This window comes from Streptomyces sp. NPDC093097 (genome assembly GCF_044754325.1).
Classification (GTDB): Bacteria; Actinomycetota; Actinomycetes; order Streptomycetales; family Streptomycetaceae; genus Streptomyces.
Map to the genome: position 1 here is coordinate 206,246 of NZ_JBIVOW010000004.1, position 23,858 is coordinate 230,103.

General features: G+C 73.6%; 24 protein-coding genes, 2 tRNA genes, 1 other RNA gene and 1 pseudogene. 18 read left to right on the top strand and 10 right to left on the bottom strand.

The annotated features are described in order from the left end of the window. Positions 1 to 91: 91 nt before the first annotated feature. Positions 92 to 190: signal recognition particle sRNA small type (gene ffs / locus ACIQE0_RS08645), an RNA gene on the bottom strand. Positions 191 to 319: 129 nt separating this feature from the next. Here ffs and ACIQE0_RS08650 point away from each other — a divergent pair. Beyond that, positions 320 to 407, top strand: a tRNA-Ser gene (locus ACIQE0_RS08650). A gap of 197 nt (positions 408 to 604) precedes the next feature. On the opposite strand, the gene ACIQE0_RS08655 is transcribed toward ACIQE0_RS08650, so the two are convergent. From ACIQE0_RS08655 to ACIQE0_RS08670, 4 genes are all read right to left on the bottom strand, one after another. Next, positions 605 to 2,644: an ABC transporter ATP-binding protein gene (locus ACIQE0_RS08655; RefSeq protein ID WP_402330030.1), complete on the bottom strand. Its 2,040-nt coding sequence runs from the start codon at positions 2,642 to 2,644 to the stop codon at positions 605 to 607. Positions 2,645 to 2,772: 128 nt separating this feature from the next. Continuing rightward, entirely contained in the window at positions 2,773 to 2,973 is a 201-nt protein-coding gene (locus ACIQE0_RS08660) for a hypothetical protein (RefSeq protein WP_366331364.1), read from the bottom strand. A gap of 456 nt (positions 2,974 to 3,429) precedes the next feature. Next, positions 3,430 to 5,706 carry a germacradienol/geosmin synthase gene (locus ACIQE0_RS08665; protein WP_402330313.1) on the bottom strand — a complete coding sequence of 759 codons (2,277 nt, stop codon included), beginning with the start codon at positions 5,704 to 5,706 and terminating at the stop codon, positions 3,430 to 3,432. 386 nt (positions 5,707 to 6,092) lie between these two features. Continuing rightward, positions 6,093 to 6,611, bottom strand: coding sequence for an RICIN domain-containing protein (locus ACIQE0_RS08670; RefSeq protein ID WP_402330032.1), 519 nt, complete (start codon positions 6,609 to 6,611; stop codon positions 6,093 to 6,095). 297 nt (positions 6,612 to 6,908) lie between these two features. On the opposite strand from ACIQE0_RS08670, the pseudogene ACIQE0_RS08675 reads away from it, so the two are divergent. The 3 genes and pseudogenes from ACIQE0_RS08675 to rocD form a co-directional block, all read left to right on the top strand. Then, positions 6,909 to 7,385 (top strand): annotated as a pseudogene (locus tag ACIQE0_RS08675) (Lrp/AsnC family transcriptional regulator); the annotation flags it as partial. A 282-nt stretch (positions 7,386 to 7,667) separates the two neighbouring features. Beyond that, positions 7,668 to 8,591 carry a dimethylargininase gene (gene ddaH, locus ACIQE0_RS08680; protein ID WP_402330315.1) on the top strand — a complete coding sequence of 308 codons (924 nt, stop codon included), beginning with the start codon at positions 7,668 to 7,670 and terminating at the stop codon, positions 8,589 to 8,591. Beyond that, positions 8,588 to 9,817, top strand: a complete 1,230-nt coding sequence (rocD, locus tag ACIQE0_RS08685; RefSeq protein ID WP_402330034.1) for an ornithine--oxo-acid transaminase — start codon at positions 8,588 to 8,590, stop codon at positions 9,815 to 9,817. Before ddaH ends, rocD begins: the two co-directional genes overlap by 4 nt. Before the next feature lie 153 nt (positions 9,818 to 9,970). Here rocD and ACIQE0_RS08690 read toward each other — a convergent pair whose 3' ends face one another. Continuing rightward, positions 9,971 to 10,144 carry a hypothetical protein gene (locus tag ACIQE0_RS08690; protein WP_402330036.1) on the bottom strand — a complete coding sequence of 58 codons (174 nt, stop codon included), beginning with the start codon at positions 10,142 to 10,144 and terminating at the stop codon, positions 9,971 to 9,973. 223 nt (positions 10,145 to 10,367) lie between these two features. Here ACIQE0_RS08690 and ACIQE0_RS08695 point away from each other — a divergent pair, with 223 nt between their 5' ends. Beyond that, on the top strand, positions 10,368 to 10,568 hold the full coding sequence (locus tag ACIQE0_RS08695; protein ID WP_366331359.1) for a hypothetical protein: 201 nt from the start codon (positions 10,368 to 10,370) through the stop codon (positions 10,566 to 10,568). Positions 10,569 to 10,612: 44 nt separating this feature from the next. On the opposite strand, the gene ACIQE0_RS08700 is transcribed toward ACIQE0_RS08695, so the two are convergent. After that, positions 10,613 to 11,434 carry a helix-turn-helix transcriptional regulator gene (locus ACIQE0_RS08700; protein WP_402330038.1) on the bottom strand — a complete coding sequence of 274 codons (822 nt, stop codon included), beginning with the start codon at positions 11,432 to 11,434 and terminating at the stop codon, positions 10,613 to 10,615. 154 nt (positions 11,435 to 11,588) lie between these two features. Here ACIQE0_RS08700 and ACIQE0_RS08705 point away from each other — a divergent pair, with 154 nt between their 5' ends. The 3 genes from ACIQE0_RS08705 to ACIQE0_RS08715 all read left to right on the top strand — a co-directional run bounded on the left by ACIQE0_RS08705 (position 11,589) and on the right by ACIQE0_RS08715 (position 14,627). Then, positions 11,589 to 13,058: an MFS transporter gene (locus ACIQE0_RS08705; RefSeq protein ID WP_402330040.1), complete on the top strand. Its 1,470-nt coding sequence runs from the start codon at positions 11,589 to 11,591 to the stop codon at positions 13,056 to 13,058. 142 nt (positions 13,059 to 13,200) lie between these two features. Then, complete coding sequence (locus ACIQE0_RS08710) at positions 13,201 to 13,452, top strand: hypothetical protein (protein WP_366331356.1); 252 nt, start codon at positions 13,201 to 13,203, stop codon at positions 13,450 to 13,452. Between the two features lie 11 nt (positions 13,453 to 13,463). Next, entirely contained in the window at positions 13,464 to 14,627 is a 1,164-nt protein-coding gene (locus ACIQE0_RS08715; protein ID WP_366331355.1) for an SPFH domain-containing protein, read from the top strand. A 63-nt stretch (positions 14,628 to 14,690) separates the two neighbouring features. Here the strand turns inward: ACIQE0_RS08715 and ACIQE0_RS08720 are convergent, their stop codons facing one another. Then, positions 14,691 to 15,182 (bottom strand): MarR family transcriptional regulator, encoded by a 492-nt coding sequence (locus ACIQE0_RS08720; RefSeq protein ID WP_366331354.1) that lies wholly within the window; start codon positions 15,180 to 15,182, stop codon positions 14,691 to 14,693. A 196-nt stretch (positions 15,183 to 15,378) separates the two neighbouring features. On the opposite strand from ACIQE0_RS08720, the gene ACIQE0_RS08725 reads away from it, so the two are divergent. From ACIQE0_RS08725 to ACIQE0_RS08755, 7 genes are all read left to right on the top strand, one after another. Then, the gene (locus ACIQE0_RS08725) at positions 15,379 to 16,590 is read left to right on the top strand and encodes a cytochrome P450 (protein WP_402330043.1); all 1,212 of its coding nucleotides are present in this window, start codon (positions 15,379 to 15,381) and stop codon (positions 16,588 to 16,590) included. A 54-nt stretch (positions 16,591 to 16,644) separates the two neighbouring features. Continuing rightward, positions 16,645 to 16,839 carry a ferredoxin gene (locus tag ACIQE0_RS08730; protein ID WP_366331352.1) on the top strand — a complete coding sequence of 65 codons (195 nt, stop codon included), beginning with the start codon at positions 16,645 to 16,647 and terminating at the stop codon, positions 16,837 to 16,839. Positions 16,840 to 17,111: 272 nt separating this feature from the next. Further along, positions 17,112 to 17,612, top strand: coding sequence for an LAETG motif-containing sortase-dependent surface protein (locus tag ACIQE0_RS08735; protein ID WP_366331351.1), 501 nt, complete (start codon positions 17,112 to 17,114; stop codon positions 17,610 to 17,612). Between the two features lie 26 nt (positions 17,613 to 17,638). Further along, a complete protein-coding gene (locus ACIQE0_RS08740) occupies positions 17,639 to 18,319 on the top strand; it encodes an RNA polymerase sigma factor (RefSeq protein ID WP_402330045.1) in 681 nt (226 codons plus the stop codon). Continuing rightward, a complete protein-coding gene (locus ACIQE0_RS08745) occupies positions 18,316 to 18,873 on the top strand; it encodes a hypothetical protein (protein WP_402330047.1) in 558 nt (185 codons plus the stop codon). Before ACIQE0_RS08740 ends, ACIQE0_RS08745 begins: the two co-directional genes overlap by 4 nt. Before the next feature lie 397 nt (positions 18,874 to 19,270). Then, complete coding sequence (locus ACIQE0_RS08750; protein WP_030084955.1) at positions 19,271 to 19,567, top strand: type II toxin-antitoxin system VapB family antitoxin; 297 nt, start codon at positions 19,271 to 19,273, stop codon at positions 19,565 to 19,567. 116 nt (positions 19,568 to 19,683) lie between these two features. Further along, positions 19,684 to 20,331: a LytR C-terminal domain-containing protein gene (locus ACIQE0_RS08755; RefSeq protein WP_402330049.1), complete on the top strand. Its 648-nt coding sequence runs from the start codon at positions 19,684 to 19,686 to the stop codon at positions 20,329 to 20,331. 85 nt (positions 20,332 to 20,416) lie between these two features. Here the strand turns inward: ACIQE0_RS08755 and upp are convergent, their stop codons facing one another. Next, a complete protein-coding gene (gene upp / locus ACIQE0_RS08760) occupies positions 20,417 to 21,052 on the bottom strand; it encodes a uracil phosphoribosyltransferase (RefSeq protein ID WP_366331347.1) in 636 nt (211 codons plus the stop codon). 219 nt (positions 21,053 to 21,271) lie between these two features. On the opposite strand from upp, the gene ACIQE0_RS08765 reads away from it, so the two are divergent. The 3 genes from ACIQE0_RS08765 to ACIQE0_RS08775 all read left to right on the top strand — a co-directional run bounded on the left by ACIQE0_RS08765 (position 21,272) and on the right by ACIQE0_RS08775 (position 22,593). Beyond that, the gene (locus ACIQE0_RS08765; protein ID WP_366331346.1) at positions 21,272 to 21,796 is read left to right on the top strand and encodes a hypothetical protein; all 525 of its coding nucleotides are present in this window, start codon (positions 21,272 to 21,274) and stop codon (positions 21,794 to 21,796) included. A gap of 88 nt (positions 21,797 to 21,884) precedes the next feature. After that, a complete protein-coding gene (locus ACIQE0_RS08770) occupies positions 21,885 to 22,439 on the top strand; it encodes a nucleoside deaminase (RefSeq protein ID WP_402330051.1) in 555 nt (184 codons plus the stop codon). A 69-nt stretch (positions 22,440 to 22,508) separates the two neighbouring features. Further along, positions 22,509 to 22,593: transfer RNA gene (locus ACIQE0_RS08775), tRNA-Ser, on the top strand. Between the two features lie 100 nt (positions 22,594 to 22,693). On the opposite strand, the gene ACIQE0_RS08780 is transcribed toward ACIQE0_RS08775, so the two are convergent. Further along, positions 22,694 to 23,635, bottom strand: coding sequence for a lanthionine synthetase LanC family protein (locus ACIQE0_RS08780; RefSeq protein ID WP_402330052.1), 942 nt, complete (start codon positions 23,633 to 23,635; stop codon positions 22,694 to 22,696). Between the last annotated feature and the right edge of the window lie 223 nt (positions 23,636 to 23,858).

Genomic DNA, 23,858 nt, shown 5'->3' on the forward strand with positions numbered 1-23,858 from the left:
TGCGCACGCGCGAGCAAGGCCCCGTCCGGCGCGGGGAAGGCCCGTCCCTGCGTGGGGAAGGTCTCGTCCGCCCGGGGACGGCCCGCCCGCAAACGCAAGCGCCCCCCACGCACCCGCCAGAGCCGACCTACCCTTGCTGCCTTCCGGCCCTGGGGGAGTTCAGTCAGATAGCGCCACGTGAGGGGCTGAGCCCCACATTAGCGGATCCCCCGCCCGACAAACGACCCCGCCCCCGCCGACCGCCCTCTCCGCTCCCCCGCTCCCCCCTCCCCCGGATCATGTTCGCGAGCACTCCCCAACGTCTTGTATTGTTTGCGGCGGAGGATTCGCCTAGAGGCCTAGGGCGCACGCTTGGAAAGCGTGTTGGGGGCAACCCCTCACGAGTTCGAATCTCGTATCCTCCGCCAGTGCCTTCACCGGGCACGTTGTCGAAGGGCCCCACCGTTCGCGGTGGGGCCCTTCGACGTTTCTCGGCGGGTTTGATTCCGGGCCCCCGCGGTCGTCGCTCTACGTGGTGCATCGACGGCCGTGCGGAGTGGCAGGCCGTCCCTCCGGCCGGATGTGGTGAGTGCCACAGTGCGCCCGCGTCCGATGCGTCGCTCCCTCACTCGCTCCCCTCGAACAGTTCCGCGTACAGGCCGCCCCGGGCCAGGAGTTGGGGGTGGGTGCCGGATTCGGTGAGGTGGCCGTCGTCGAGGACGAGGATGTGGTCGGCGGTGGTGGCCAGGTCGAGGTCGTGGGTGATGACGAGGGTGGTGCGGCCGGCGGCGAGGCGGTGGAGGGGGGCCAGGATGCGTTGGGCGGCGAGGGTGTCGAGGCCGGTGGTGGGCTCGTCGAGGATGAGGACCGGGGCGTCGCGGAGCATGGCGCGGGCGATGGCGACGCGCTGGAGCTGGCCGCCGGAGAGGGCGGCGGTGGACGGGGCGATGACCGTGTCGTAGCCGTCCGGGAGGTCGGTGACGAAGGCGTGCGCGTCGGCGGCCCGGGCGGCCCGGGTGACCTCGTCGTGGGTGGGGATGGGGTCCTCGCGGCCGCAGGCGATGTTGTGCTCGATGGTGTCGTGGAGGACGAGGGTCTCCTGGGGGAGGAGGGTGATGTTGCGGCGGAGGTCAGCGAGGGGGAGGCGGTCGAGCGGGAGGCCGTCGAGGCGGATGGTGCCGGTGTCCGGGTCGTAGAAGCGCAGCAGGAGGGCGGCGAGGGTGGACTTGCCGGCGCCGCTGGGGCCGGTGACGACCACGAACTCGCCGGGGTGTGCGGTGAAGGTGAGGGAGCTGAGGGCGTTGTGGTGGGGGGAGTTGGGGTAGCGGAAGGTGACGTCGTCGACGTCGAGTTCGCCGTGGGCACGGTGCGGGAGGGGCAGGGCGCGGGCCGGGGGCGGGTCGGCGACGGCGGGGTGGGCGTCGAGGATCTCCAGCAACCGGTCGGCGGCGGCCGTGGCGGCGGTGGCGGTCAGGCCGAGGTGGCCCAGGGAGCGGATGGGCGGGTAGAGGTAGCCGATGAAGGCGGCGAAGGCCAGGAGTTGCCCGAGGGTCAGCCGGCCCGCCGAGATCTCCCAGGCGCCCAGGCCGATGATGGCCAGCACGCAGAGGGTCTCCAGGACCTCGACGAACTCGTCGTAGAGGGCGTTGAGGCGGGCGCTGGCGACGGAGGCGCGGAGCCAGCGGCGGGCCTCCCGGGCCAGGCGTTCCTCCTCGTCGCGCTGGCGGTTGTACGCCTGGGTGAGGACGACGTTGACCAGGGTTTCCTCGACGACGGAGGTGAGGGCGCCGTCGGCCGCCCGCTGGCGGCGGGTGACCTCGCGGACCCGGCCGGTGAAGCGGCGGGTGGCGAAGTAGAAGAGGGGGGCGGCGACGAAGGTGGCGAGGGCCAGCTCCCAGCGCAGCCAGAGGGCGGCGGCGCTGTAGAAGAGGGTGGAGAAGAGGGCCGCCGAGGCGCCCACCACACCGCTGACGACGAGCCGTTCGATGGCGTCGACGTCGCCGGTCAGCCGCTCCACCAGGTCGCCGCGGCGGTTGCGCTGGAAGAAGTGCGGCGGCAGCGTCTGGAGATGGGTGAACACCCGGGCGCGCAGGCGCAGCAGGAAGCGTTCCGCTGTCCAGGCGGCGAGGGAGTTGCCGAGATAGCCGACGATGGCGCCGAGGACCGCCACCGCGAGCCATGTGCCGGCGGGGCTCCAGAAGGCGCTGACCGAGCCCTCCTTGAGGGCGTGGTCGGTGAGTTGGGCGAAGAGCAGGATCGCCGCGGTCTCGGCGAGGGCGGCGACGATGGCGCACCCGATCACCATCAGCAGCCAGCGGCGGTCGCCCCGGGTCAGCGGCCAGAAGCGGTGGAACGCCTCCACGGGGCCGACGTGACGGGTCAGGATGGGGACGTCGCTGGGGAGTTGGGTGCGGGGTGAGGAGGGGCGGGGGGCCTCTTGGGCCGGTGCGGGGGGTGGGGCGGTAGAGGTGAGAGGGTCCGCTTCGGGTGTGCGGTGCTGGGCCATTCGGCGCTCCCGGCCGTTGACGGTGTTCGCCCCGCGACCGTTGACGGTCTCCGCCTCCCGGGCGTCGACGGTCTCCCCCTGCCGGCCGTTGAGCGTCTTCGCCGCACGGCCGCCTGCCGTCCTCCGGCCGCGACCGCGGCGGTCGTTGCCCTGGTGCATGGTCGATGGGTGCGAAACCGCTGCCGCACCGCCGACGACAGCCCACGAGGCCGACCCGCGTGGTGTGCGCGAGCCCGCCTCGGGCCGTGTGTCAGGTCCGTGGACCCGAATCACATTTCACATGGTCGTCAACGGTTGTTGGGACGGTTGTGACAACGGGTCAGCTCAGTAGAAGAACCGGCCGCCTCGGCCTCGTCCGCCGAAGCCGTATCCACCGCGACCGCCGTATCCACCGCGTCCGCCGTATCCACCGCGACCGCCGTAACCACCGCGTCCGCCGTATCCACCGCGTCCACCGCGACCGCCGCGACCGCCGCCGCCACCACCACCGTGATTGCTGCGGTTGCCGGGGAAGAACACCTTGAAGGTCATCTTCGCCTCCAGTGATCGGATGTTGCCGCGGCTTTTCCGGACCGTGCTCTGGTGGCGATTCGGTACGCCCGCCGGGGCGTTCTCTGCGGTTCGTTCCGACGGAACGTTCAACCGCGACACTTCCGACCCTACGTCGCCCCCTCGCCCCCAACAAGTGCATTGTGTGAAAATTCAGGCAAAGCAGACCATTCACCGTGAGTGGAGAGAAGGTTGCCGAGGGTCGATGCAGGAGCGTCCCGCGTGCACCGCGGGGTGCCGGGCGACCCGAGCCGGACCGCCGCCCAACACCCGTGAGGCAGCGTGGACATACGGGGCGGCGGATACCTAGTCACGCGCGGCCCGACGCCACGAAGCCATGGGGCCGGGGAGCCGCGGCGACCATGGCGCACCGCCCCCGGCCGGCCGCCCCGGCGCTACGCCATCCGCCCGCTCCCCGCCAGCTGCGTCAGCCGGGCCGCCGAGGTGCCCAGGCCCGTCGGGCCCGGGGTCCAGCCGGGGGTGCCGGGCTGGCGGCGGAGGAATTCCGCGCGGTAGCGGCGGCATTCCCGGTGCCAGGTGAGGATGCCGGCGAGCCAGTTCTCCAGTTCGCGGACATAGCCGTCGAGGACGGCACGGGCCTGGGCGGAGAGGTCGAAGTCGTCGTAGACGAGGGGGAGTTGGTTGGCGGCGACGTGCTGGAACTCGCGCATGCGGGAGGTCATCAGGTCGTGGACGATGGCCAGCGCGGTCGGGTAGTCGCAGTCGAAGAAGTTCTGGACGACGAGGACGCCGTTGTGCACCTCGCCCTCGTACTCGATCTCCTTCTGGTACGAGAAGACGTCGTTGAGCAGGCAGGCGTAGTCGGCGGCGGCGTTCTCCAGGGAGCGCATCGGGCCGCTGCGGTAGACCTCCGGCGGGACCTGGCGGCCGTGGCCGAGGCGGCTCAGGCTCATGGTGAGGTCGGAGCCGAACGTGGCGCGGCGCATCTCGATGTAGTCGACCGGGTCCGGGATCCGGTGCAGCACCTGGTTGTCCAGCTCCCAGAGCCAGCTGGCGGTCATCTTGTCGACGGTGGCCTTGAAGGTGCGGCGGGCGTCTTGGGCCATCGGGGCCGCGGTGCGGGTCCACAGGTCGGCCAGCGCCCGCTCCAGGGCGTTGAGCGGTTCGGGCGCCGGGTCGGAGGCGTCGACCGGCATGAGGGCGGACAGACGCCGGGTGGCGGCGTGGGCGCCGGCGACGTCGCGGGTGCGGCCGAAGACCGCGGGGTAGTAGTCGTCGGCGTAGGTGCCCCAGGTCAGCCACTGGGTGCCGAGGTCGAGCTGCTCCGGGCCGGCGTCGGGGTGCAGACCGGCGGCGCACAGCGCGAAGTCGAAGCGGACCAGCGCGTCCTCGTCCCAGATGCCGGAGAGCGGCACCCCGGGCTGCGGCCGCAGCATCCCCATCTCGTGCGCCCAGCCGACGACGTTGCGCCGGGCCGCCCCCAGGTGGGGGCTGAGGGTGGTGGTGAACGGCATGTCGAAGTCGGGGAGTTGGGAGGGGCCGACCTTCTGGTGGGGGGCGTGGGTGCGGCGGCGGAGCCGTTGGGAGCCGGCCGTGCTCAGGGCGGTGCGCAGGTCGGAGCCGGCGGTTCCCAGGCCGAGGGCGCCGGCGGCGAGCGCGCCCAGCCCCTCGGTGCCCAGGCCGCCGAAGACCATCGGCGACCAGGGGGTCGCGGTGCTGCCGGGCGCGCCCGCCCCGCCGCCGTTCATGTAGCGGCTGGAGCGCATGTGCCACTCGTGGCCGCCGGACTGCCAGTCCTGGAGGCCCTTGGCGTAGGCGAGCACGGCGGCGGCGCCGGCCGGGTCCAGACCGCGTTCGACGAAGAGGCCCGGCAGTTCGGTCAGGACGGTGTCCTCGAACTGCTGGAGCCGGGAGGTGATCAGCTCGTTGACCGCGTCCGCGGCCTCCTGGGTGGTGCAGTCCAGGAACGTCTCCAGCACCAGGACGCCGTTGCTGAGTTCGCCCTCCTCCTCGGTCTCGCGCTGGTACGAGAAGAGGTCGTTCCGCAGGTGGACGGCGTCGGAGAAGGTGTCCTTCAGGACGCGGAGCGGGCGGGACTCGGCGACGGAGGGCGGCAGCTGGGCGCCGGTCGCGTACTCCACCAGCCCCGCCGACCAGGGGGCGCCGCCCACCTTCCGCCGCATCTCGATGTACTCGACGGGGTTGGGGACCCGGTTGATGTCGATGTTGGACAGTTCCCAGAGGGACTCGTTCAGCAGGTGCTCGGTGCTCTCCGCGAACCGGCGGCGCCAGTCCGGCGACATGGCGGGCACGGTGCGCCGCCACAGGTCCGCCAGCCCGGCCTCGACGGGGTTGGTCGGCTCCGGGACGGCCGCGTTCCGATCCGTCGGCGTGTTGAGATCCATCGGCATGAACGCCGGCAACCGGTCCAGATACGCCTTCCCGCCCTCGCGGTCCAGGGTGCGCTTGAACTTCTCCAGGAAGTGGTCGTCGAAGAAGAAGACCCAGACGTACCAGTCGGTGACGAGGTTGAGCGCCTCCTCGGAGCACTCCGGGTGGGTGTAGGCGCACAGCAGCGCGTAGTCGTGGGCGTCGAGGTCCCGCTGTTCCCAAATGCCGGAGCCCTCCAGCATGTTCATCTGCCGGGCCCACTGCCTGGAGTGTGCTCGCGCGGCCTCCAGGTGGGGGTTGAGCCGGGCCGGATGCGGCATGTAGAAGTGCGGCAGGGTGAAGGGCTGCGACGCGGACTGCGTCGTGGACTGCGCTGTGGGCTGCGACTGTGACTGTTGGTGCGTCACCGCTGGTGGCCTCTCCCGATACTGATGCCCCTCCGTACGGACCGTGGGTACGGAAGGAGGGCGCGCCGAAGCACCCCTTTGACGGCGCAGCTCTACCCCGGAGGTCGCCGCCGTAGGCGTATCCCGTCACGCCCGCGCTGAACTGGCACTCTTTCGGGTTGAGTTAGCCGGGAAGGGGTGTGACTCGTGGGACTCATGAGATATACGGGGCGGCGCGCACACCGCGGGTCGCGGGGCGGGGCACCCGGGAGCCGTCCCGGACGCCCCGCCCGTTCCGTGCCTCACCGGGACACCGCCTCCTACTCCCCGCCCACCCGCACGAACCGCCAGCGCTGCGAGGACGACCCGTTGGCCGGCTCCACATGGAGTTGCTCCCGCCCCGCCGAGTTCAGGGTGGCGACGGCGTCCTCGTCGGGCGCATGGATCCGGTACGTCCCCCCGCCCGCCGGCTCGATGGCGAACTGGCTCCAGCTCGCCTCGGAGGCGACGATGTCGCGCCCGCGGCGGGACCAACTCGCCCCCGGGTGCGTGGTCGAGTTGATGGTGAACGCGCCGTGTCCGGCGGGCGTCACCGTCCACTGCTCCCTGAGGTCCTTCGCGTGCGAGCCGACGATGAAGAAGACCGGCGGGAAGACCGGAACCGTGAAGGGCGCGAACGCCAGCTTCCCCACCTCGGGGTTCTCGCTGACGATCAGGTACCTGCCCTCCTGCATCCGCGTTGCGCCCGTACCGGGCTCGGCGGCCTGCGCCGAAGCGGCCGTCGGCGCCAGCGCCATCAGCGCGGCGGCGGCCGCGAGCAGGGTGTTGCGACGACGCATGGGGGATCCCTTCCCCTTCGCTCGCTCCCGGTGGTTCCGGGAGACCGCCCACGATCTGTCCCGCTCTGCCCCATCTACGCTCCACGCGCGCCGAGTTACCTCATGTGAGTTAAGTGCGCCGCCCCGCGGCCGTCGCCTGTTCGGAAACGGCCGCCGGCGCGCGCCTCTCCCCGGCGGCCCGCCGCCCCCGACGGCGTCGCCCCCGGTGCCCCGGTGCACCCGCCGCCTCCCCCGTTACCGTGACGTGTTCTCCCGAGCTCCCGGGGGACGGGAGAGGAAGGGAAGGAAGGCCGCCCCATGAGCACCGAGTCCGCGCCGTTCGACGAGCTGGACCGCAAGATCGTCGCCGCACTGATCGAGAACGGCCGGGCGAGCTACGCGGAGATCGGCACGGCCATCGGCCTGTCCCCCACCGCCGTCAAACGCCGCGTCGACCGGCTCCGGGAGAACGACGTGATCACCGGCTTCTCCGCCACCGTCCGCCCCGCCGCCCTCGGTTGGCTCACCGAGGCGTACGTGGAGGTGTACTGCGACAGCGCGGCCCCGCCCCGGCGCCTGGCCGAGGTCGTCCGCAACCACCCGGAGATCGCCGCCGCGATGACCGTCACCGGCGGCGCCGACGCGCTGCTGCACGTCCGGGCCGCCGACGTCGGGCACTTCGAGGAGGTCCTCGAACGCATCCGCACCGAGCCGTTCATCCGCAAGACGATCAGCTACATGGTGCTCTCCCACCTGCTGCCGGACAGCCCCGAGGCGGGCGCCCGCCTCCCCTCCGACGCCCCGGACGACCGCACCGCAGGCCGCCCGGCGGGCCGTTCGAGCGGCCGCACCGCGGTCGCCGCCGCCGACCGCCACCGGGACCGCCCCCAACCCCCGGGCCCGCGGCGCACCGCGCAGCAAACCAGCGCCGGCCGCCCTCGATAGGCAGCATTCCTGCGCGAGTGCGCAGCATTCCTTTCTTGTGACCGGAATCCACCGCTCCTTACCGTGGATTGCCCCAGGTGACGATCTCTCACGGAACGTCACAACAGGAAGCGGAGGCCCCATTCCGTGCCCATGAACCGTCCCGGCGGCGCGCCCTCGACCGCGCGCCGCACCTCCCGCCCCCGGCGCTACCTGGTCTGCCGGCCCACCTACTTCGACGTCCGGTACACGATCAACCCCTGGATGGACGAGGGCGCCGAGGTCGACACCGCGCTGGCCCGCCGGCAGTGGGAGAACCTGGTCGGCCTCTACCAGGACCACGGCCACACCGTCGAGACCGTGCAGCCGGCCCCGGGCCTCCCCGACATGGTCTTCGCCGCGAACTGCGCCCTCGTGGTGGGCGGTCGCGCCTTCGGCTCGCTCTTCCACGCCCCGCAACGGCGCCCGGAGTCCGGGGAGTACGAGATCTGGTTCAAGGCCGCCGGCTACGACCTCTACCGGCCCGAGTCGCCCTGCGAGGGCGAAGGCGACCTCGTCCCGGCCGGCGGCTACCTCCTCGCCGGCACCGGCTTCCGCACCACCCGCGACGCCCATGCCGAGGTCCAGGAGTTCTTCGGCCGCCCGGTGATCAGCCTCCAGCTGACCGACCCGTACTTCTACCACCTGGACACCGCGCTCTTCGTCCTGGACGACGGGCCGGCGGCCGGGGGCGGGAGTCCGGACGGCACCGGGAGCGGAGGTCCCGGCGGGGACGGCGGCGGGGACGGGAAGGCCACCGGCCCCACCCTCGCCTACTACCCCGACGCCTTCTCCCCGGGCAGTCGCGAGGTGCTGCGCCGCCTCTTCCCCGACGCCGTCCTCGCCACCCGCGACGACGCCCTGGCCTTCGGCCTCAACTCCGTCTCCGACGGCCGCCACGTCTTCATCGCCCCCCAGGCCACCGGCCTGATCGACCAGCTCACCGCCCGTGGATATGTCCCCGTCCCCGTCGACCTCTCCGAGTTCCACAAGGCCGGCGGCGGCATCAAGTGCTGCACTCAGGAGCTGCGACCATGACGACCGCACCCACCCGCAACGGCACCCACCGGTCCTCCGCCGACCTCATCCGGGCCGAGGCCCCCGTCCTCGCCCACAACTACCACCCCCTCCCCGTCGTCATCTCCCGCGCCGAGGGCGCCTGGGTCGAGGACGTCGAGGGCCGCCGCTACCTCGACATGCTGGCCGGCTACTCCGCCCTGAACTTCGGCCACCGCCACCCGGACCTCATCGAGGCCGCCCACCGCCAGCTGGACGCCCTCACCCTCACCTCCCGGGCCTTCCACCACGACCGCCTCGCGCAGTTCGCCGAGGGCCTGGCCGCGCTCACCGGCCTGGACATGGTCCTCCCGATGAACACCGGCGCCGAGGCCGTCGAGAGCGGCATCAAGATCGCCCGTAAATGGGCCTACGAGGTCAAGGGCGTCCCCGCCGACCGGGCCACCATCGTCGTCGCCGGCGGCAACTTCCACGGCCGCACGACCACCATCATCAGCTTCTCCGACGACGAGGAGGCCCGCGCCGGCTTCGGCCCGTACACCCCCGGCTTCCGCACGGTCCCCTACAACGACCTCGCCGCCCTGGAAGCCGCCCTCGACGACACCACCGCCGCCGTCCTGATCGAGCCGATCCAGGGCGAGGCCGGTGTCCTCATCCCCGACGACGGCTATCTCGCCGGCGTCCGCCGACTCACCACCCGCGCCGGGTGCTTGATGATCGCGGACGAGATCCAGTCCGGCCTCGGCCGCACCGGCACCACCCTCGCCGTCGAGCACGAAGAGGTCGTCCCCGACGTCGTCCTCCTCGGCAAGGCGCTCGGCGGCGGCATCGTCCCGGTCTCCGCCGTCGTCGCCCGCCGCGAGGTCATGAGCGTCCTCGGCCCCGGCCAGCACGGTTCCACCTTCGGCGGCAACCCGCTCGCCGCCGCCGTCGGCACGGCCGTCATCGACCTCCTCGCGACGGGCGCGTACCAATCCCGCGCCACCGACCTCGGCAAGGTCCTGCACGCCGGCCTCACCGACCTCCTCGGCCACGGCGTCACGGCCTTCCGCTCCCGCGGCCTCTGGGCCGGCGTCGACGTCGCCCCGTCCCTCGGCACCGGCCGCGCCATCAGCGAACGCCTCATGGCCGAGGGCATCCTGGTCAAGGACACCCACGGCTCCACCATCCGCCTGGCCCCGCCCCTGACCATCACCGAGTCCGAACTCACCTCGGCACTCAAGACGTTGGGCCGGGTACTCGCCTAACGGCTCCCGAACGCCCCACCCTTCATGGCATCCCCAAACGCTCCCCCGTCGCCTCCCGGACGTCCATCGCCGGACTGTCCGGGACCTCGGGGCCGCGGACGGGGGTGCCGTGGAGGGTGGCGGTGATCGAGCCCCTCGAAGGCCCGGACGTCCCTACGTCACGATCAGCGACACGAACAAGGCGTACAGGCCGACGAGGGACAGCGGCGCCAGTACCGCGAAGGTCACGCGCAGCGCGGTGTGGCGCCGCCGGCGCGGCAGAACCCAACTGACCACCAGCAGGGCGACCGGCACCACCAGCCAACCGCCGGCTCGCCCGATGCGCATGAGTCCACGTACTCAGACCGTACCTACGTGCCCGCCCGCGCCCCTCAACGCCCTCGACGGATCCGTGGGCAGTGGAGCGAGGCGGAAAGGAATGCCCGGATTGCCTGGCAGAGCACGGCAGTTGGGGTGGTACGCGGTCGCCGTGCGGGGCCTTGTCATACGTCCGCCGTACAGTGGATTCGGCAGGACGTTTGGGTGTCGTCTCACGGGAAACGCGAGGGTCATGAGGTCGTTCCTGAGCAAACTGAAGCGGCAGCGCGCCGAGTTGCTGGAGCAGCGCCGTATGGAGGCCACCATGGCGGCGGGTGTGCGGGGTGCCGGCCTGGAGGAGGCCAAGCGCGCCGGGGACCGGGCGGCGCGGCGGAACACCGATGCCGCCATATCGGCATCGGTCGCCTCCGGCGCGGGCGCGGGCGGCTGCTGAGGCGCTCCGGCGGCTGAAGCGCCCCCGTCGCTCTCCCCGCCCCGTCACTCCCCCCGTAGCAGCGGCAGGCCGCGTCGGGTCCGTTCGTCGGTCGGCATGCAGACGAAGAGTTTGATCCCGGGGGCGTCCAGGGCCGCCAGTTTCACGTAGTCGAAGGTCAGCTCCCCGGCACGGGGGTGGCGGAAGGTGCGGCGGCTGCTGCCGAAGTCCGCCAGGTGGTGCGCCTGCCACCAGGCGGCGAACTCCTCACTGCGGGCGGCGAGTTCCCTGGTGAGGTGATCGAGGCGGGGGTCGCCGAAGCGTTCGCCGGCGTCGGCGCGGAACTGGGCGACCAGGTCGCGGGCCTGCCCCTCCCAGTCGGCCAGCAGCGTGCGCATCGCGGGGTCGGTGAAGACGAGCCAGAGCAGATTGCGTTCGGCCGGGGCCAGTTGGCCCGGGTCGCCGATCAGGCCGGCCTCGGCGCGGTTCCAGGCGACCAGGTCCCAGTTGGTGTCGAGCAGGTACGCCGGGTGCGGGTCCAGGGCGTCCACCAGGCGTTGGAGGGCGGGGCCCGGGCCGGCTCCGGGCGGCTGCTCCGGGGGGAGTTCGCCGGCCAGCGCATACAGATGGCGCTGCTCGACCGAGCTGAGCATCAGGGCGCGCGCCAGACTGGCGAGGACCTGCCGGCTGACGCCGATGTCCCGGGCCTGCTCCAGCCAGGTGTACCAGGTGACGCTGACGCCGGAGAGCTGGGCGACCTCCTCGCGGCGCAGCCCCGGGGTGCGGCGGCGCGGCCCGGCCGGGATGCCCGCCTCGCGCGGGGTGATCCGTTCCCGGCGCGCGCGCAGGAACGCGGCGAGGGCGCGCCGCCGGTCCTGGTCGGGCATGGGCTCGTTCGCCCTCCTCCGGGTGCTGCGGCGGGCCGCCGGGCGCGGGCCGGGCCCGCCCGCGGCCGCGCGCGAGGTGTGGGGAAAGTGGTGGGAAAAACACCAGCATAATCCGTCTCTGTACGGCAGTTGAGGGCTGCGCGAGCGTTGCCGCATGGCTCAGACATCACCGTCGGCCGGGGCCGCGCACACCGCCCCGGCCCCGCTTCCCGACCGCCCCGCGGCGGCCTCCCGGGGCACCCTCGTGCTCGTGCTCACCGGCGCCTTCATGGCCGTCCTCGACACCTTCATCGTGCTGGTCGCGGCGCCCGCCATCCAGGCGGACCTGCACGCCTCCGACGCCGACGTCCAACTGATCCTCGCCGGCTACCAACTCACCTACGCCCTCGCCCTGATCACCGGCGCCCGGCTCGGCGACCGCCACGGCCGGAAGCGGCTGTTCCAGGTGGGGATGGCGCTGTTCACCGTCGCGTCGGTGGGCTGTGCGCTGGCGCCCGGTGCGGGGGCGCTGATCGCCGCCCGGCTGGTGCAGGGGCTCGCCGCGGCCGCGATGTTCCCGCAGGTCTTCGCGATGCTCCAGGTGCTGGTGCCGGCGGAGCGGCGGGCCCGGGCGTTCGGGGCGCTGGGCGCGGTGATCGGCATCGCGGGCGCCGTCGGGCAGGTGCTCGGCGGCGTACTGGTCTCCGCCGACCTGTTCGGCTCCACCTGGCGGCCGGTCTTCTGGGTCAATGTGCCGGTCGGGGTGGTGACCGTGGCGCTCACTGCGCGGTACGTACCGGAGACCCGCGCTCCGCAGGCGCGCCGTCTGGACCTGCCCGGTGCCGGGGTGCTGACGGTGGCACTGGGCCTGCTGGTCGTCCCGCTGGTCGAGGGGCGGGCGGCCGGCTGGCCCCTGTGGACGTGGGGCAGCCTGGCCGCCAGTGTGCTGGCGTTCGTGGCGTTCGCCCTGGTGGAGCGGCGGGTGGAGGCGTCCGGCGGGGCCCCGCTGGTGCGGCTGCGGCTGTTCCGGGAACGACCCTTCGCGGTCGGCATCACCCTGGTGCTGCTCACCTACGCCGGCATCAACTCCTTCTTCCTGGTCTTCTCGCTCACCCTCCAGGACGGGCTGGGGCAGGACGCGCTCGGCGCCGGACTGTACTACACGCCGTTCGCGGTGGTCTTCTTCGCCGCCAGCCTGCTCGCCGGGCGGCTGGCCCGCTTCGGGCGGCGCGTCCTCCAGGCCGGCGCGCTGCTCGTCCTGCTCGGCTTCGGTACCACCGTCGCCCTGGCCGCCGGGGCCGGGGCCGGCCTGACCGCCGGGCGCCTGGTGGCGTCCCTGGCCCTGGTCGGCGCCGGCAACGGCCTGCTGGTCACCCCGCTGCTGAGCGCGGTCCTGGCCGGCGTCCGCCCCGAGGAGACCGGGCTGGCCTCGGGCGTCCTGTCCACCGGCCAGCAGATCGGCGGCGCGGTCGGGGTGGCCGTCATCGGCGTCCTCTTCTACGACGCCCTGGGCCCCGCCGCGCACCAGGACGCCGCCGCCTACGGCCAGGCGCTGGCCTGGTCCCTGGCCGCCAACGCCGCCCTCGCCGCGCTGGTCTCGCTGCTGCTGCCGTTCCTGCCGGACCCGGCGCCCCGGCGCGGCTAGGACGCTCGTCACCGGCGCTTCCGGCCCGCCCCCTCGCCGACGCAACGGCGTGCCAACTCGCCGCCCTCCCGCCATAGGCCCCCGTCCACCGGAGCGCTATGGTCGGATTCCATAGAACGTGAACGGGGGAGGGCGGCGATCGATGGCCCGGGACGAAGCCGTGATCGGCTGTACCGGAGTGCTGCTGATCGGTACGCGCGGAGCCGCCGGACCAGGTGAGGTCCTGGTGCGGATCCGCGGCGGTTCCGAGACGTTCCTCGCCTGGTCCCCCGAACCCCTTCCCGTGGGGTCGACCGTGCTCGTGATCGAGTCCCGTGGCAATCGCCAGGTCAACGTCATGGAGTGGGCTGATCCGTTGGACGCGTCGGCCGGGAACGCCGGCGACGCCGGTTGAGGAGACGAGTGATGTTCGGTTACCGCGTTCCTGCCCCAGATCAAGCCATGTTGATCTCCGGTGGCAGGCGGGGACAGGGCGGTGCGCCCTTCCGGGTGGTCACCGGCCACGGCAAGTTCGTGCTGCCGGTCTTCCGCAAGGTCCGCTTCCTGACGCTGGCGATGTGCGAGTCCGAGGTCGCCGAGAAGTGCGTGACCCGGCAGGGCATCGGGCTCACGGTGCGTGCCGTGATCGCGTTCAAGGTCGGCAACGACACCGAGAGCATCGTCAACGCCGGCCAGCGCTTCCTGTCCGACCAGGACCAGATGGCGGTCCTGACCGGCCGGATCTTCGCCGGTCATCTGCGGTCCATCATCGGCTCGATGACGGTCGAGGAGATCGTCACCGAACGGCAGAAGCTGGCCACCGAGGTCCTGGAGACCTCCAAGACCGAAATGGCCAAGATCGGCCTGATCGTCGACTCGTTGCAGATCCAGTCGATCGACGACGGCGACACCGGCTACATCGACGCGATGTCCGCCCCGCACAAGGCGGCCATCCAGCGCCAGGCGCAGATCGCCCAGGCCCAGGCCACCCAGGCGGCGGTCGAGGCCCAGCAGGAGGCGACGCGCAATCAGGCCGAGTACAACCGGCAGACCGCGGTGGTCCAGGCCGAGTACTCCGCCGAGGTGGACCGCGCGCAGGCGCACGCCGCCCAGGCCGGCCCGCTCGCCCAGGCCCACGCCCAGCAGGAGGTCCTGGCCGCGCAGACCGAACTCGCCGAGCGGCGCGCCCGGTTGCGCCAGCAGGAGCTGGTCGCCGAGGTCGTCAAGCCGGCCGAGGCCGAGGCCGAGCGGATCAAGCTGCTGGCCATGGCCGAGGCGGAGCGGATGAAGATCCAGGCCGAGGCCGCCGCCTCGCACGACCGGGTGGCCCTGGACCGGATGCTGATCGACCAGCTGCCGCAGATCGTCAAGGAGGCGTCCGCGGGCCTGGCCAACGCCAACGTCAACGTCCTCAACGGCACCGACGGCCTCGGCGAGATCGCCGCCGGCCTGGTCGGCCAGGGCCTGACCATCCTCGACTCGGTCCGCCGCAACCTCGGCACCCCGGCCGGGTCCGGCTCCGCCGACGGCGCGTCCCCCGCGACGAACGGCAACGGCACCGCGCACAGCGGCCGCGTCGAGATCGAGTAACGCCCCCGGCACCACCGTGCCACGCTCCCGGGAGCGGGCCGCCTCGGCGCCCGCCCCGGGGGCCTACGCCTCCCGCTGCCGCGGCTCCTCCGCGTGCTTCTCGCGGACGTAGGCCACCAGTTGGTCCAGCACCGCCTTGGTGGTGTCCAGATCGGCATCGCCGAAATCGCCGAGCGCCTGGCGCAATCCGGCCAGCCGGGCCGCCTGGAAGCTCTCCAGTACAGCCTTGCCGTGCGGCGTCATCGCGACCCGGCGGGCCCGCCGGTCCTGCTCGTCCGTGGTGCGCTCGACCAGGTTCTCCGCCTCCAACTGGCTTATCTGCCGGGTGACATGGGGGGCCTCGACCAGCAGCTGCTCCGCCAGGTCGCCGACCCGGCTCGCGCCTCCGCTGTCCTCCAGCGCCATCAGCAGGTAGAGGCCGGAGCGGCCGGCCGAGATGCCCGCCTCACGCGCGAACCGCTCGTGCGCCCGGGAGCGGGTGAGCAGGTAGGACAGCGTGGCCAGCACCTTCTGCAGGGCGGCGGTGGAGTCCTGGGTGGGTGCGGGGTCCGGCATGGGGGAACTGTAGCGGCCCCCACTCCCCGGATCCGCCGCCTTCCGTACCAGGATGCGTCCGCCGCCCTCGGAGCGGTTTGAGCCAACCTCGGTCATGCCGCGATCGTCCCTTCCTCCCCCGCCGTGCCCGCGTTAGCGTGTCTCTCAACTTAGTTACCTAAGTTAGGTAACTAACCCACGCGGAAGGAACGGCCGCATGACGACCGCAGAACGCACCGCTCCCCCCGACACCCTCTCCGTCCCCGCCGGCCGCGCCCCGGGCTGCCCGTTCGACCCCGCCCCCGGGATCACCGAGGCGGCCCGCACCGCGCCGCTCACCAAGGCGACGCTCTGGGACGGCTCCTCCTGCTGGCTGGTGACGGGCCATCAGGACGTCCGCACGGTGCTCGGCGACCCGCGCTTCAGCGCCGACGCGCTGCGCCCCGGCTTCCCCTTCCTCAGCGCCGGCGGCCGTGAAGTCGTCGGCAGCAGGCCGACGTTCATCCGCATGGACGACCCGCAGCACGCCCGCCTGCGCCGGATGCTCACCGCCGACTTCATGGTCAAGAAGGTCGAGGCGATGCGCCCCGAGGTGCAGCGCCTCGCCGACGGCCTGCTGAACCGGATGACCTCCGGGCGGAACTCCGCCGACCTGGTCGCCGAGTTCGCGCTGCCGCTGCCGTCCCTGGTGATCTGCCTGCTGCTCGGCGTCCCCTACGAGGACCACGCGTTCTTCCAGGAGCGGAGCGGGATCCTGCTCTCGCTGCGCTCGACCTCCGCCGAAGTCCGGGCGGCGCAGGACGAGTTGCTCGCGTATCTGACCGGACTCGCCCGGGCCAAGCGGGAGAAGCCGGACGACGCCATCGTCAGCCGCCTGGTCGCCCGCGGCGAGCTCTCCGACGAGGAGATCGCCACCATGGGGCGGCTGCTGCTGGTCGCCGGGCACGAGACCACCGCCAACATGACCGCGCTGTCCACCCTCGCCCTGCTGCGCACCCCCGACCAACTCGCCCGGCTGCGCGCCGAACCCGCGCTCATCAAGGGGGCCGTCGAGGAACTGCTGCGCTATCTGACGATCGTGCACAACGGCGTCCCCCGGATCGCCACCGAGGACGTCGTCCTCGGTGACCGCACCATCCGCGCCGGCGAGGGCCTGCTGTGCATGATCAACTCCGCCAACCGGGACGCGGAGGTCTTCCCCGACGGCGACGCGCTCGACGTGACCCGGGACGCCCGCCGCCATGTCGCCTTCGGCTTCGGCGTCCACCAGTGCCTGGGCCAGCCGCTGGCCCGGGTGGAGCTCCAGATCGCGGTGGAGACCCTGATCCGCCGGCTGCCGGAGCTCCGGCTGGCCGTCCCGTACGAGGAGATCCCGTTCCGGGGCGACATGGCGATCTACGGGGTGCACTCCCTGCCGGTCGCCTGGTAGCCCGGCGCCCCGCGCCCTCCCCCCTTCGTCACCCACCACTTGGGAGTACCGACCATGCGCATCCACGCCGACCAGGAGAAGTGCTGCGGCGCCGGCAGCTGCGTCCTCGCCGCCCCGGACGTCTTCGACCAGCGGGAGGAGGACGGCATCGTGGTCGTCCTCGACCCCGAGCCGCCGGCCGCGGTCCATGACGCGGTCCGGGAGGCGGCGGCCATCTGCCCGGCCGCCGCGATCACGCTGACCGGCTGACCGGGCGCCGACCGGCCACCGGGCGCCCCGGCCCCGTACTTCCCGGCGGGGCCGGGGCGCCCGGGCGTTCGGAGCCTCCAGGGGCGCCCCGCCGGCTGCCCCGGGCGCCGGCCGGGCGCGGGCCGCACGCAGACTGGGCACGGGCCGACCGCAGGCGCAGCAGACGGGCCGGAAAAATTTCCGCGCGGGCGGCAACCCCCGTCCCACTCGCACGTCGTGTCGGGTGAGGGCGCCCTCCGGCGCCACCCGAAGACGAACTGGAGCAGCCGACCGTGAACCCGTCCCACACCGCTCGCCCCGCCCGTCCCGCCCGTCACCGCCTGCGTCGTGCGGCCGGCGCCAGCCTGCTCGCCGCGGTGGCGCTCACCTCCGTCTCGGTGGCCGGCACCGCCCACGCCGCGCCGTCCTCCGCCGCCGCGCCGGCACAGGACACCGCCCCCTCGGCCGTCCCGACCCTGCCGCCGGGCCACCGCGCCACCCCGTCCCCCGTCCCGACCCTGCCCCCGGGGCACCGCGCCACCCCCTCGCCCGTGCCCTCCCAGCCGTCCGGCCCGCACGCCTCCCCCTCGCCCGTCGGCCCGGGCCGCCAGCCCACCCCCGTCCCCAGCCACCCCGGCACCCGGCCCACGCCGGTCCCGGGCACCGACGACGGCAAGCAGCTCGCCAAGACCGGCGCCTCCTCCACCACGTCGCTCGCCCTCGGTGGCGGCGCGGCCGCACTGATCGCCGTGGGCGGCGGCGCCCTCTACGCGGTCCGCCGCAACCGCGCCTGAGTCCGCCGGGTACGCCCGAGGGAACGATGGCCCACTTCGCACCGCATCCGGCCCCGGCACGGTTCGCCCTGCCGGGGCTCCGGCCTGCCTGGCGCCGCCTGCTGCTGCGCGCCACCCGCCGCGAGTCCCCGCCCCGGCGCTCCGCGGCCGTCCAGCCCCTGCCGTTCACCGCACGGCAGCTGCGGCCCGAGCCGGCCGGCGCTCCGCTGCCGGACCCGCCGCGCCCCACCATCACCGAGCTGTACCACGCCCACCGGCTGGCCATGGTCCGGCTGGCCGTCCTGCTCGTCGACGACCGCGCCACCGCCGAGGACGTCGTCCAGGACGCGTTCGCCGCCCTCTACCGGCGCCACGGCGAACGGCTCGGCGAGGTCGACAACGCCCTCGCGTACCTGCGCACCGCGGTCGTCAACGCCGCCCGCTCGGTGCTCCGCCGCCGCCGCACGGCCCGCGACTACACCCCGCCGCACGTGGCCGACGCGCCCTCCGCCGAGGAGCGGGTGGTCCTCAGCGAGGAGCACCGCGAGGTCCTCGCCGCGCTCGGCAGGCTCACCGCGCGCCGCCGCGAGGTGCTGGTCCTGCGCTACTGGGGCGACCTCACCGAAGCGGAGATCGCGGCCACCCTGGGGATCAGCCGCGGTGCGGTGAAGTCCCTGGCCAGCCGCGCCCTGGACGCCCTGGAGAAGATCCTGGAGGAACGGTCTTGACCACCCGCGACACCGCCCGCTGGGACATGCCGGCGGAGCGGCCCGTGGAGGACCGGCTGCGCCGCGCCCTTACGGCCCGCGCCGACGCCGTCGGCGTCCGCGACCTCCGCCCGGCCGCGCCCCCGGGCCCGCACCTGAGGCGCACCCGCCTCCCGCGCCCCGCGTTCCCCGCCTGGCTCCGGCCGCGCCGCCTCGCCCTGCCGCTGGCCGCCGCGGCCGCCGCCGCCGTCCTCGCCGTCGCCGCGCACCTGGCCACCGCCCCCGACCGCGACCCGGTGCGCCCGATGCCCGCCTCCCCGCCGACCCCCGCCACGCCCTCACCGGCCCCCGCCACCCCGAGCCCGTCCGCGTCCTCCCCCGCCTCGTTCCCGGACCCGGTCCGCACGCCCACCCCGGACTCCCGCTCCGGCCACCCGCCGCGCCGCCCCCCGACGGCCGTCCCCGGCACCTCGACGCCCGGCGGCATGCCCCGCCAGGCCACCCCGACGCCCGATCGGCCGGCGTCGTCCACCGCGTACCCGCCCGCCCCGGAGGGGAGCCGGCACGCCCGTTGACCGCCCGGCACCCCGGTCATGGGTCCGCCCGGCGGTGCGGCCCGCGCCACGGCGCTCGCCGCGGTGCCGCCGGCGCCTCGGGCAGCACGGCCGAAAAGTCGTCCCCGTTCCGGGGCGCACCGGCCGTCCGCGCCGTCCCCGCTCCGGCCGGCGGGGACGGCCGCTCCCCCGCCCCCGCGGCCCCCGACACCGCCGCGGTCACCTGCCGGCAGCCGCATCCGGCGAACGCCGGTGCGCCGCGGTCCGGTCCGTCCCCGATTCCCGGCCGCCGACTGCCCGTTCGTGCCGTATCAGCCAGCTCTCCACCCACCAATGATCCGGTTTCGCCGCCATTGATCGCCTTTGCTCCGCTGCTTCCTGGCTGCGCCCGGTGCCTCCAGCCCGGTAGGCTTTCCGTGTGATCTTCAAGCGCATCGGAAATGGGCGTCCGTACCCCGACCACGGCCGGGAGAGCACCCGCCAGTGGGCGGACGTCGCCCCGCGCCCGGTACGCCTCGACCAGTTGGTGACCACCAAGCAGCAGCTCGACCTCGAAACGCTGCTCGCCGAGGACTCCACCTTCTACGGCGACCTCTTCGCCCACGTCGTGAAGTGGGAGGGCGACCTCTACCTGGAAGACGGTCTGCACCGGGCCGTCCGCGCGGCCCTCCAGCAGCGCCAGGTGCTGCACGCCCGCGTCCTCGAACTCGGCTGATCCGGCGGCCGCCGGACACCAGCGGCCCTGGCCGAATTGGCCCACACGGGTTCCGCTTCACACAACGCACAGATCATCTAGTAGGCACGGCACGCGCCCGGCACTACGCTGCGGCCATGAGCATGCTGACGCCTCCAGGCATGGGCGGTAAGAAGTACCGCATCACGGGCGACAGGTATCCGCGGATGCGCCGCCCCCGCCACCGTCGCCGCATCCTCCTCGGCATCATGGCCGGCGCCTGCGCCCTCGGGCTGGTCGGCTGGGGAACGATGCAGCTCATCGACGTCTTCGGCGGCCAGGGCAGCACCGCCCAGGCCGCCCAGGAGAAGAGACCGTGCGCGCACGACGGCGCGGCGGCCCGCACCAGGACCGCCCCGCCCGCCGCGAAGCCGCCCGCCCCGGCGTCCCTGACCGTCAACGTCTACAACGCCACCCCGCGCTCCGGACTCGCCAAGCGCACCGCCGACGCGCTCAAGCAGCGCGGCTTCAAGATCGGGAAGGTGGGCAACGCCCCGGCCGCCTACGACAAGAAGGTCGGCGGCGCCGGGATACTGCTCGGCCCGAGGACCGCGGCCACCGGCCCGCTGAAGGTGCTGGCCACCCAGCTCACCGGCGCCCAGCTCAAGACCGACGACCGCAAGGGCGCCGACCTCGACCTGATCATCGGCACCGCCTTCCAGGACCTCGCCACGCCGCAGCAGGCCACCAAGGCCCTGGCCCAGCTGAACCGCCCGGCCCCGCGGCCGGCCACCGCCACGTGCTGACCGCCCCCGCCCGCCGCTGAACAGCGCGCCGCGGCCCCGCACCACTCCTCGTGCGGGGCCGCGGCGCAGGCGCGTGAAGCGCGGGTCAGCCGGCCGTGCCGTACATCCGGTCACCGGCGTCGCCCAGGCCCGGGACGATGTACCGGTCCTCGTTGAGGCGCTCGTCGACGGCGGCGGTGACCACCGTCACCGGCGTGCCGGCCAGCTCGCGCTCCATGACCTTCACGCCCTCGGGCGCGGCCAGCAGGCAGATCGCGGTGACGTCGTCCGCCCCGCGCTCGATCAGCTCCCGGATCGCCGCGACCAGGGTGCCGCCGGTGGCCAGCATCGGGTCGACGACGTACACCTGCCGGCCCGACAGGTCGTCCGGCATCCGCGTGGCGTACGTGTGCGCCTCGTAGGTCTCCTCGTTGCGCACCATGCCCATGAAGCCGACCTCGGCGGTGGGCAGCAGCCGGACCATGCCCTCCAGCATGCCCAGCCCGGCCCGCAGGATCGGGACGACCATGGGGCGGGGGTGGGAGAGCCGCACGCCGGTGGTCGTCGTGACCGGCGTCTCGATGTCGACCTGCTCGGTGCGCACATCACGGGTGGCCTCGTAGGCGAGCAGGGTGACCAGCTCGTCGGCGAGCCGCCGGAAAGTGGGGGAGTCGGTGCGCTTGTCGCGCAGAGTGGTGAGTTTGTGCGCCACCAGCGGGTGGTCGACGACGTGGATCCGCATGACATCGACAGTAACCCGTGCCACGGGCCCCCGATGCCCGCCGTGCACCGCGCACGCTCCGGCACGTGAGCGACATCTCTCACAACGTCCGCACGACGCAGCGCCGAAGACGGCGCGCCGACGCGTTGTTTCTGCCACGATTCCGAAGGGGCGGGGAGCAGCGGCGTGCAGCGCCGCCCCGCCCGGCCCGGCACGCCTCTGACCAGTGGGAGAGTCACGGTGTACTTCGCCGCACTGCTCGCGCGCACCGAAGACGGGTGGGAAGCGAGCGATACAGAGCTCGACGATGTGGAAACGCTGACCGATCTGGCCGACCTGGCCCGAGAAGCCGCGGTCGAAGACGACTCCGTGGTGGTCCTCATCGAGCAGGAGGACGCCTGGTTCGGCGTCATCCGGGTCGACGGCGAGGACGACCCGAAGGTCTTCGTCTCCAATGCCGCCGCAGCCGCCAGAAGCTCGTACGGCGCGCTGCTGACCGATGAACTCCTCGGCCGCGACGACAGCGACGCGGACGACCTCGATCTGCTCGACCTGGACGGCACCGAGGACGGCGAACCGGAAACGGAGGAGGACCCCGAGACCGCCGCCGACGAGACCCCCGCGGTCACCGGCCCGCTGGGCGACGCCAAGCTCCTGGAGGACTTCGGCGTCGGCGAGCGGGAACTGCTCACCCTGCAAGGCGACGCCCTCAGCGAGATCGCCGACGCGCTGGGCTGCTCCGACCTCCTGGAGGCCGTCCGCTGAGCCGTCCCGGCCGCCGCCGGGAGTCCCCCGGCCGGGCCCGCGTTCCCCCGGGCCCGGCCCCGCCCCCGCCGTCCCCGACACTGGGGGCATGACCGTGCCGTCCTCCGCCACCCCGCCCGCCGCCGCGCCCGACCCGCTGCGCGATCCCTGGACCGGGCCGATGCGCCGGGCGCTGGCGGAGGCGGCCCTCGCCCCCGCGACCGGTGACGTCCCGGTGGGCGCCGTCGTGCTGTCCGCCGACGGCACGGTCCTGGGCACCGGCCACAACGAGCGGGAGGCCACCGGCGACCCCACCGCGCACGCCGAGGTCCTCGCCCTGCGGGCCGCGTCCGCGGCCCTGCGGGCGGAGGCCTCGCGCGGCGATTCCGGCCGGGACGGCGGCGGGCGACGGGCGGGAGAGTGGCGCCTGACCGGCTGCACCCTCCTGGTCACCCTCGAACCCTGCACGATGTGCGCCGGCGCGATCGTCCTCTCCCGCGTCGACCGGGTCGTCTACGGCGCCCGCGACGCCAAGGCCGGTGCCGTCGGCTCCCTCTGGGACGTGGTCCGCGACCGCCGCCTCAACCACCGCCCCGAGGTCGTCACCGGCGTCCTGGAGGCCGACTGCGCCGCCCTCCTCACCGCCTTCTTCCGCGACCGCTGATCCCCCGCCCGGCCCCCGAGACGCAATCCGATTTCGGCGCATGGGCTCCTTTGGGCTAAGCTCTCTCTCGGTAGCGTGTCCGAGCGGCCGAAGGAGCTCGCCTCGAAAGCGAGTGTGGCGCAAGTCACCGAGGGTTCAAATCCCTCCGCTACCGCTCTGGGAGACCGCCCCCGCTCTGCGCAAGCAGGCCGGAGGCGGTCTCTTTTGCGTGCCGTCATCTCCGCGCGGTGGCGGGGCGTCGGGCTGCTTCCCCGTCAACGTCCGCCGCGGGAAGGGGACTTCACCGCCGGCTGGTCCGGCCATGCGAAGGCGTACGTGGGATCGGCGCCCCGGCTGATGCGGGCGAAGCGGAGCAGTTCGCGGGCGATGCCGGCGTTGCCCATGGCCCAGCCGGTGCGGGGTTCGAGGGTGCTCGGGGTGGCGCGGTGCTCGACGTTCGACCAGCGGGCGCCGGCCTCGTCGCGGGCCACGACGTCCGCGACGCCGGCTCGGGCCAGTTCGACCAGGTCGTCGCGGCCGGCGGCCCGGCCGACGCGGGCCAGCGCGAAGGCGACGCCGAGCGTGCCGTGCGAGACGTGGTGGTACCGCGCTTCCCGGCCGGTCTCCGCCTCCCACTGGACGCCGGCGGGGGTCCGCTCGGCCGTGCGCAGGTAGGGCTCCAGGGCGCGCACGGCCAGATCGGCCTCGCCCGCGGCCAGTGCGCCCAGGGCGATGCCGGCGTTGCCGCCGATCAGGTCGAACCAGTCGCCCCAGCGCGTGCCGTCGAAGCGGGTGCGCACCCGTTCCAGGGCGCGGTCCGCGGCGGCCGCGGCGGCCCGGTCGCCGAGTTCGTCGTGGACCGCCCGCAGCACGACCGCCAAGCCCGCCAGGCCGCCGTAGAGGGAGTCGTCCTCCAGGCCGTCGAGGGCGGCGGCGAGGCTGCGGGCGGCGCGCAGGGCGGCATCGCCGTACCGGTCGTCGCCGAAGTGCCGCCGCGCCTCCAGGAGGACGGGGACGACGCCGGCCGTGCCGCTGTAGAGCGTGGGGTCGAGCTCGTCGTCGGAGGGCGTGGCGGTCCAGGCCAGGCCGCCGTCCCCGTCCTCCCGCGCGGTGCCGAGCAGCCAGCGCAGCGCGTCGTCCGCCGTCGCCTCGGCCTCGTCCGCCGCTGAGTTCGACGCCGGGTCCGCGGCCGCGCCGGTTGCTTCCGTTGTCGTCATGGCGCTCACTGTGGCATGCGGGTCCGGTCGAACTCCTTTGGTTTTCCCGGTACTTCGCGGCGTGCGGCGGGCGCCCGGTGAGCGGGGACGGAAACGGGGGCGGGGGGGGGCCCGGGGGGGGGCCCCCCCCCCCCCGGGGGGGGGGGGGGGCCCGGGGGGGGGGGGGGCCCCGCGGGGGGGGGCGCCCCCCCCGGGGTGTAGGACGATCAAGAACAAAACCCTC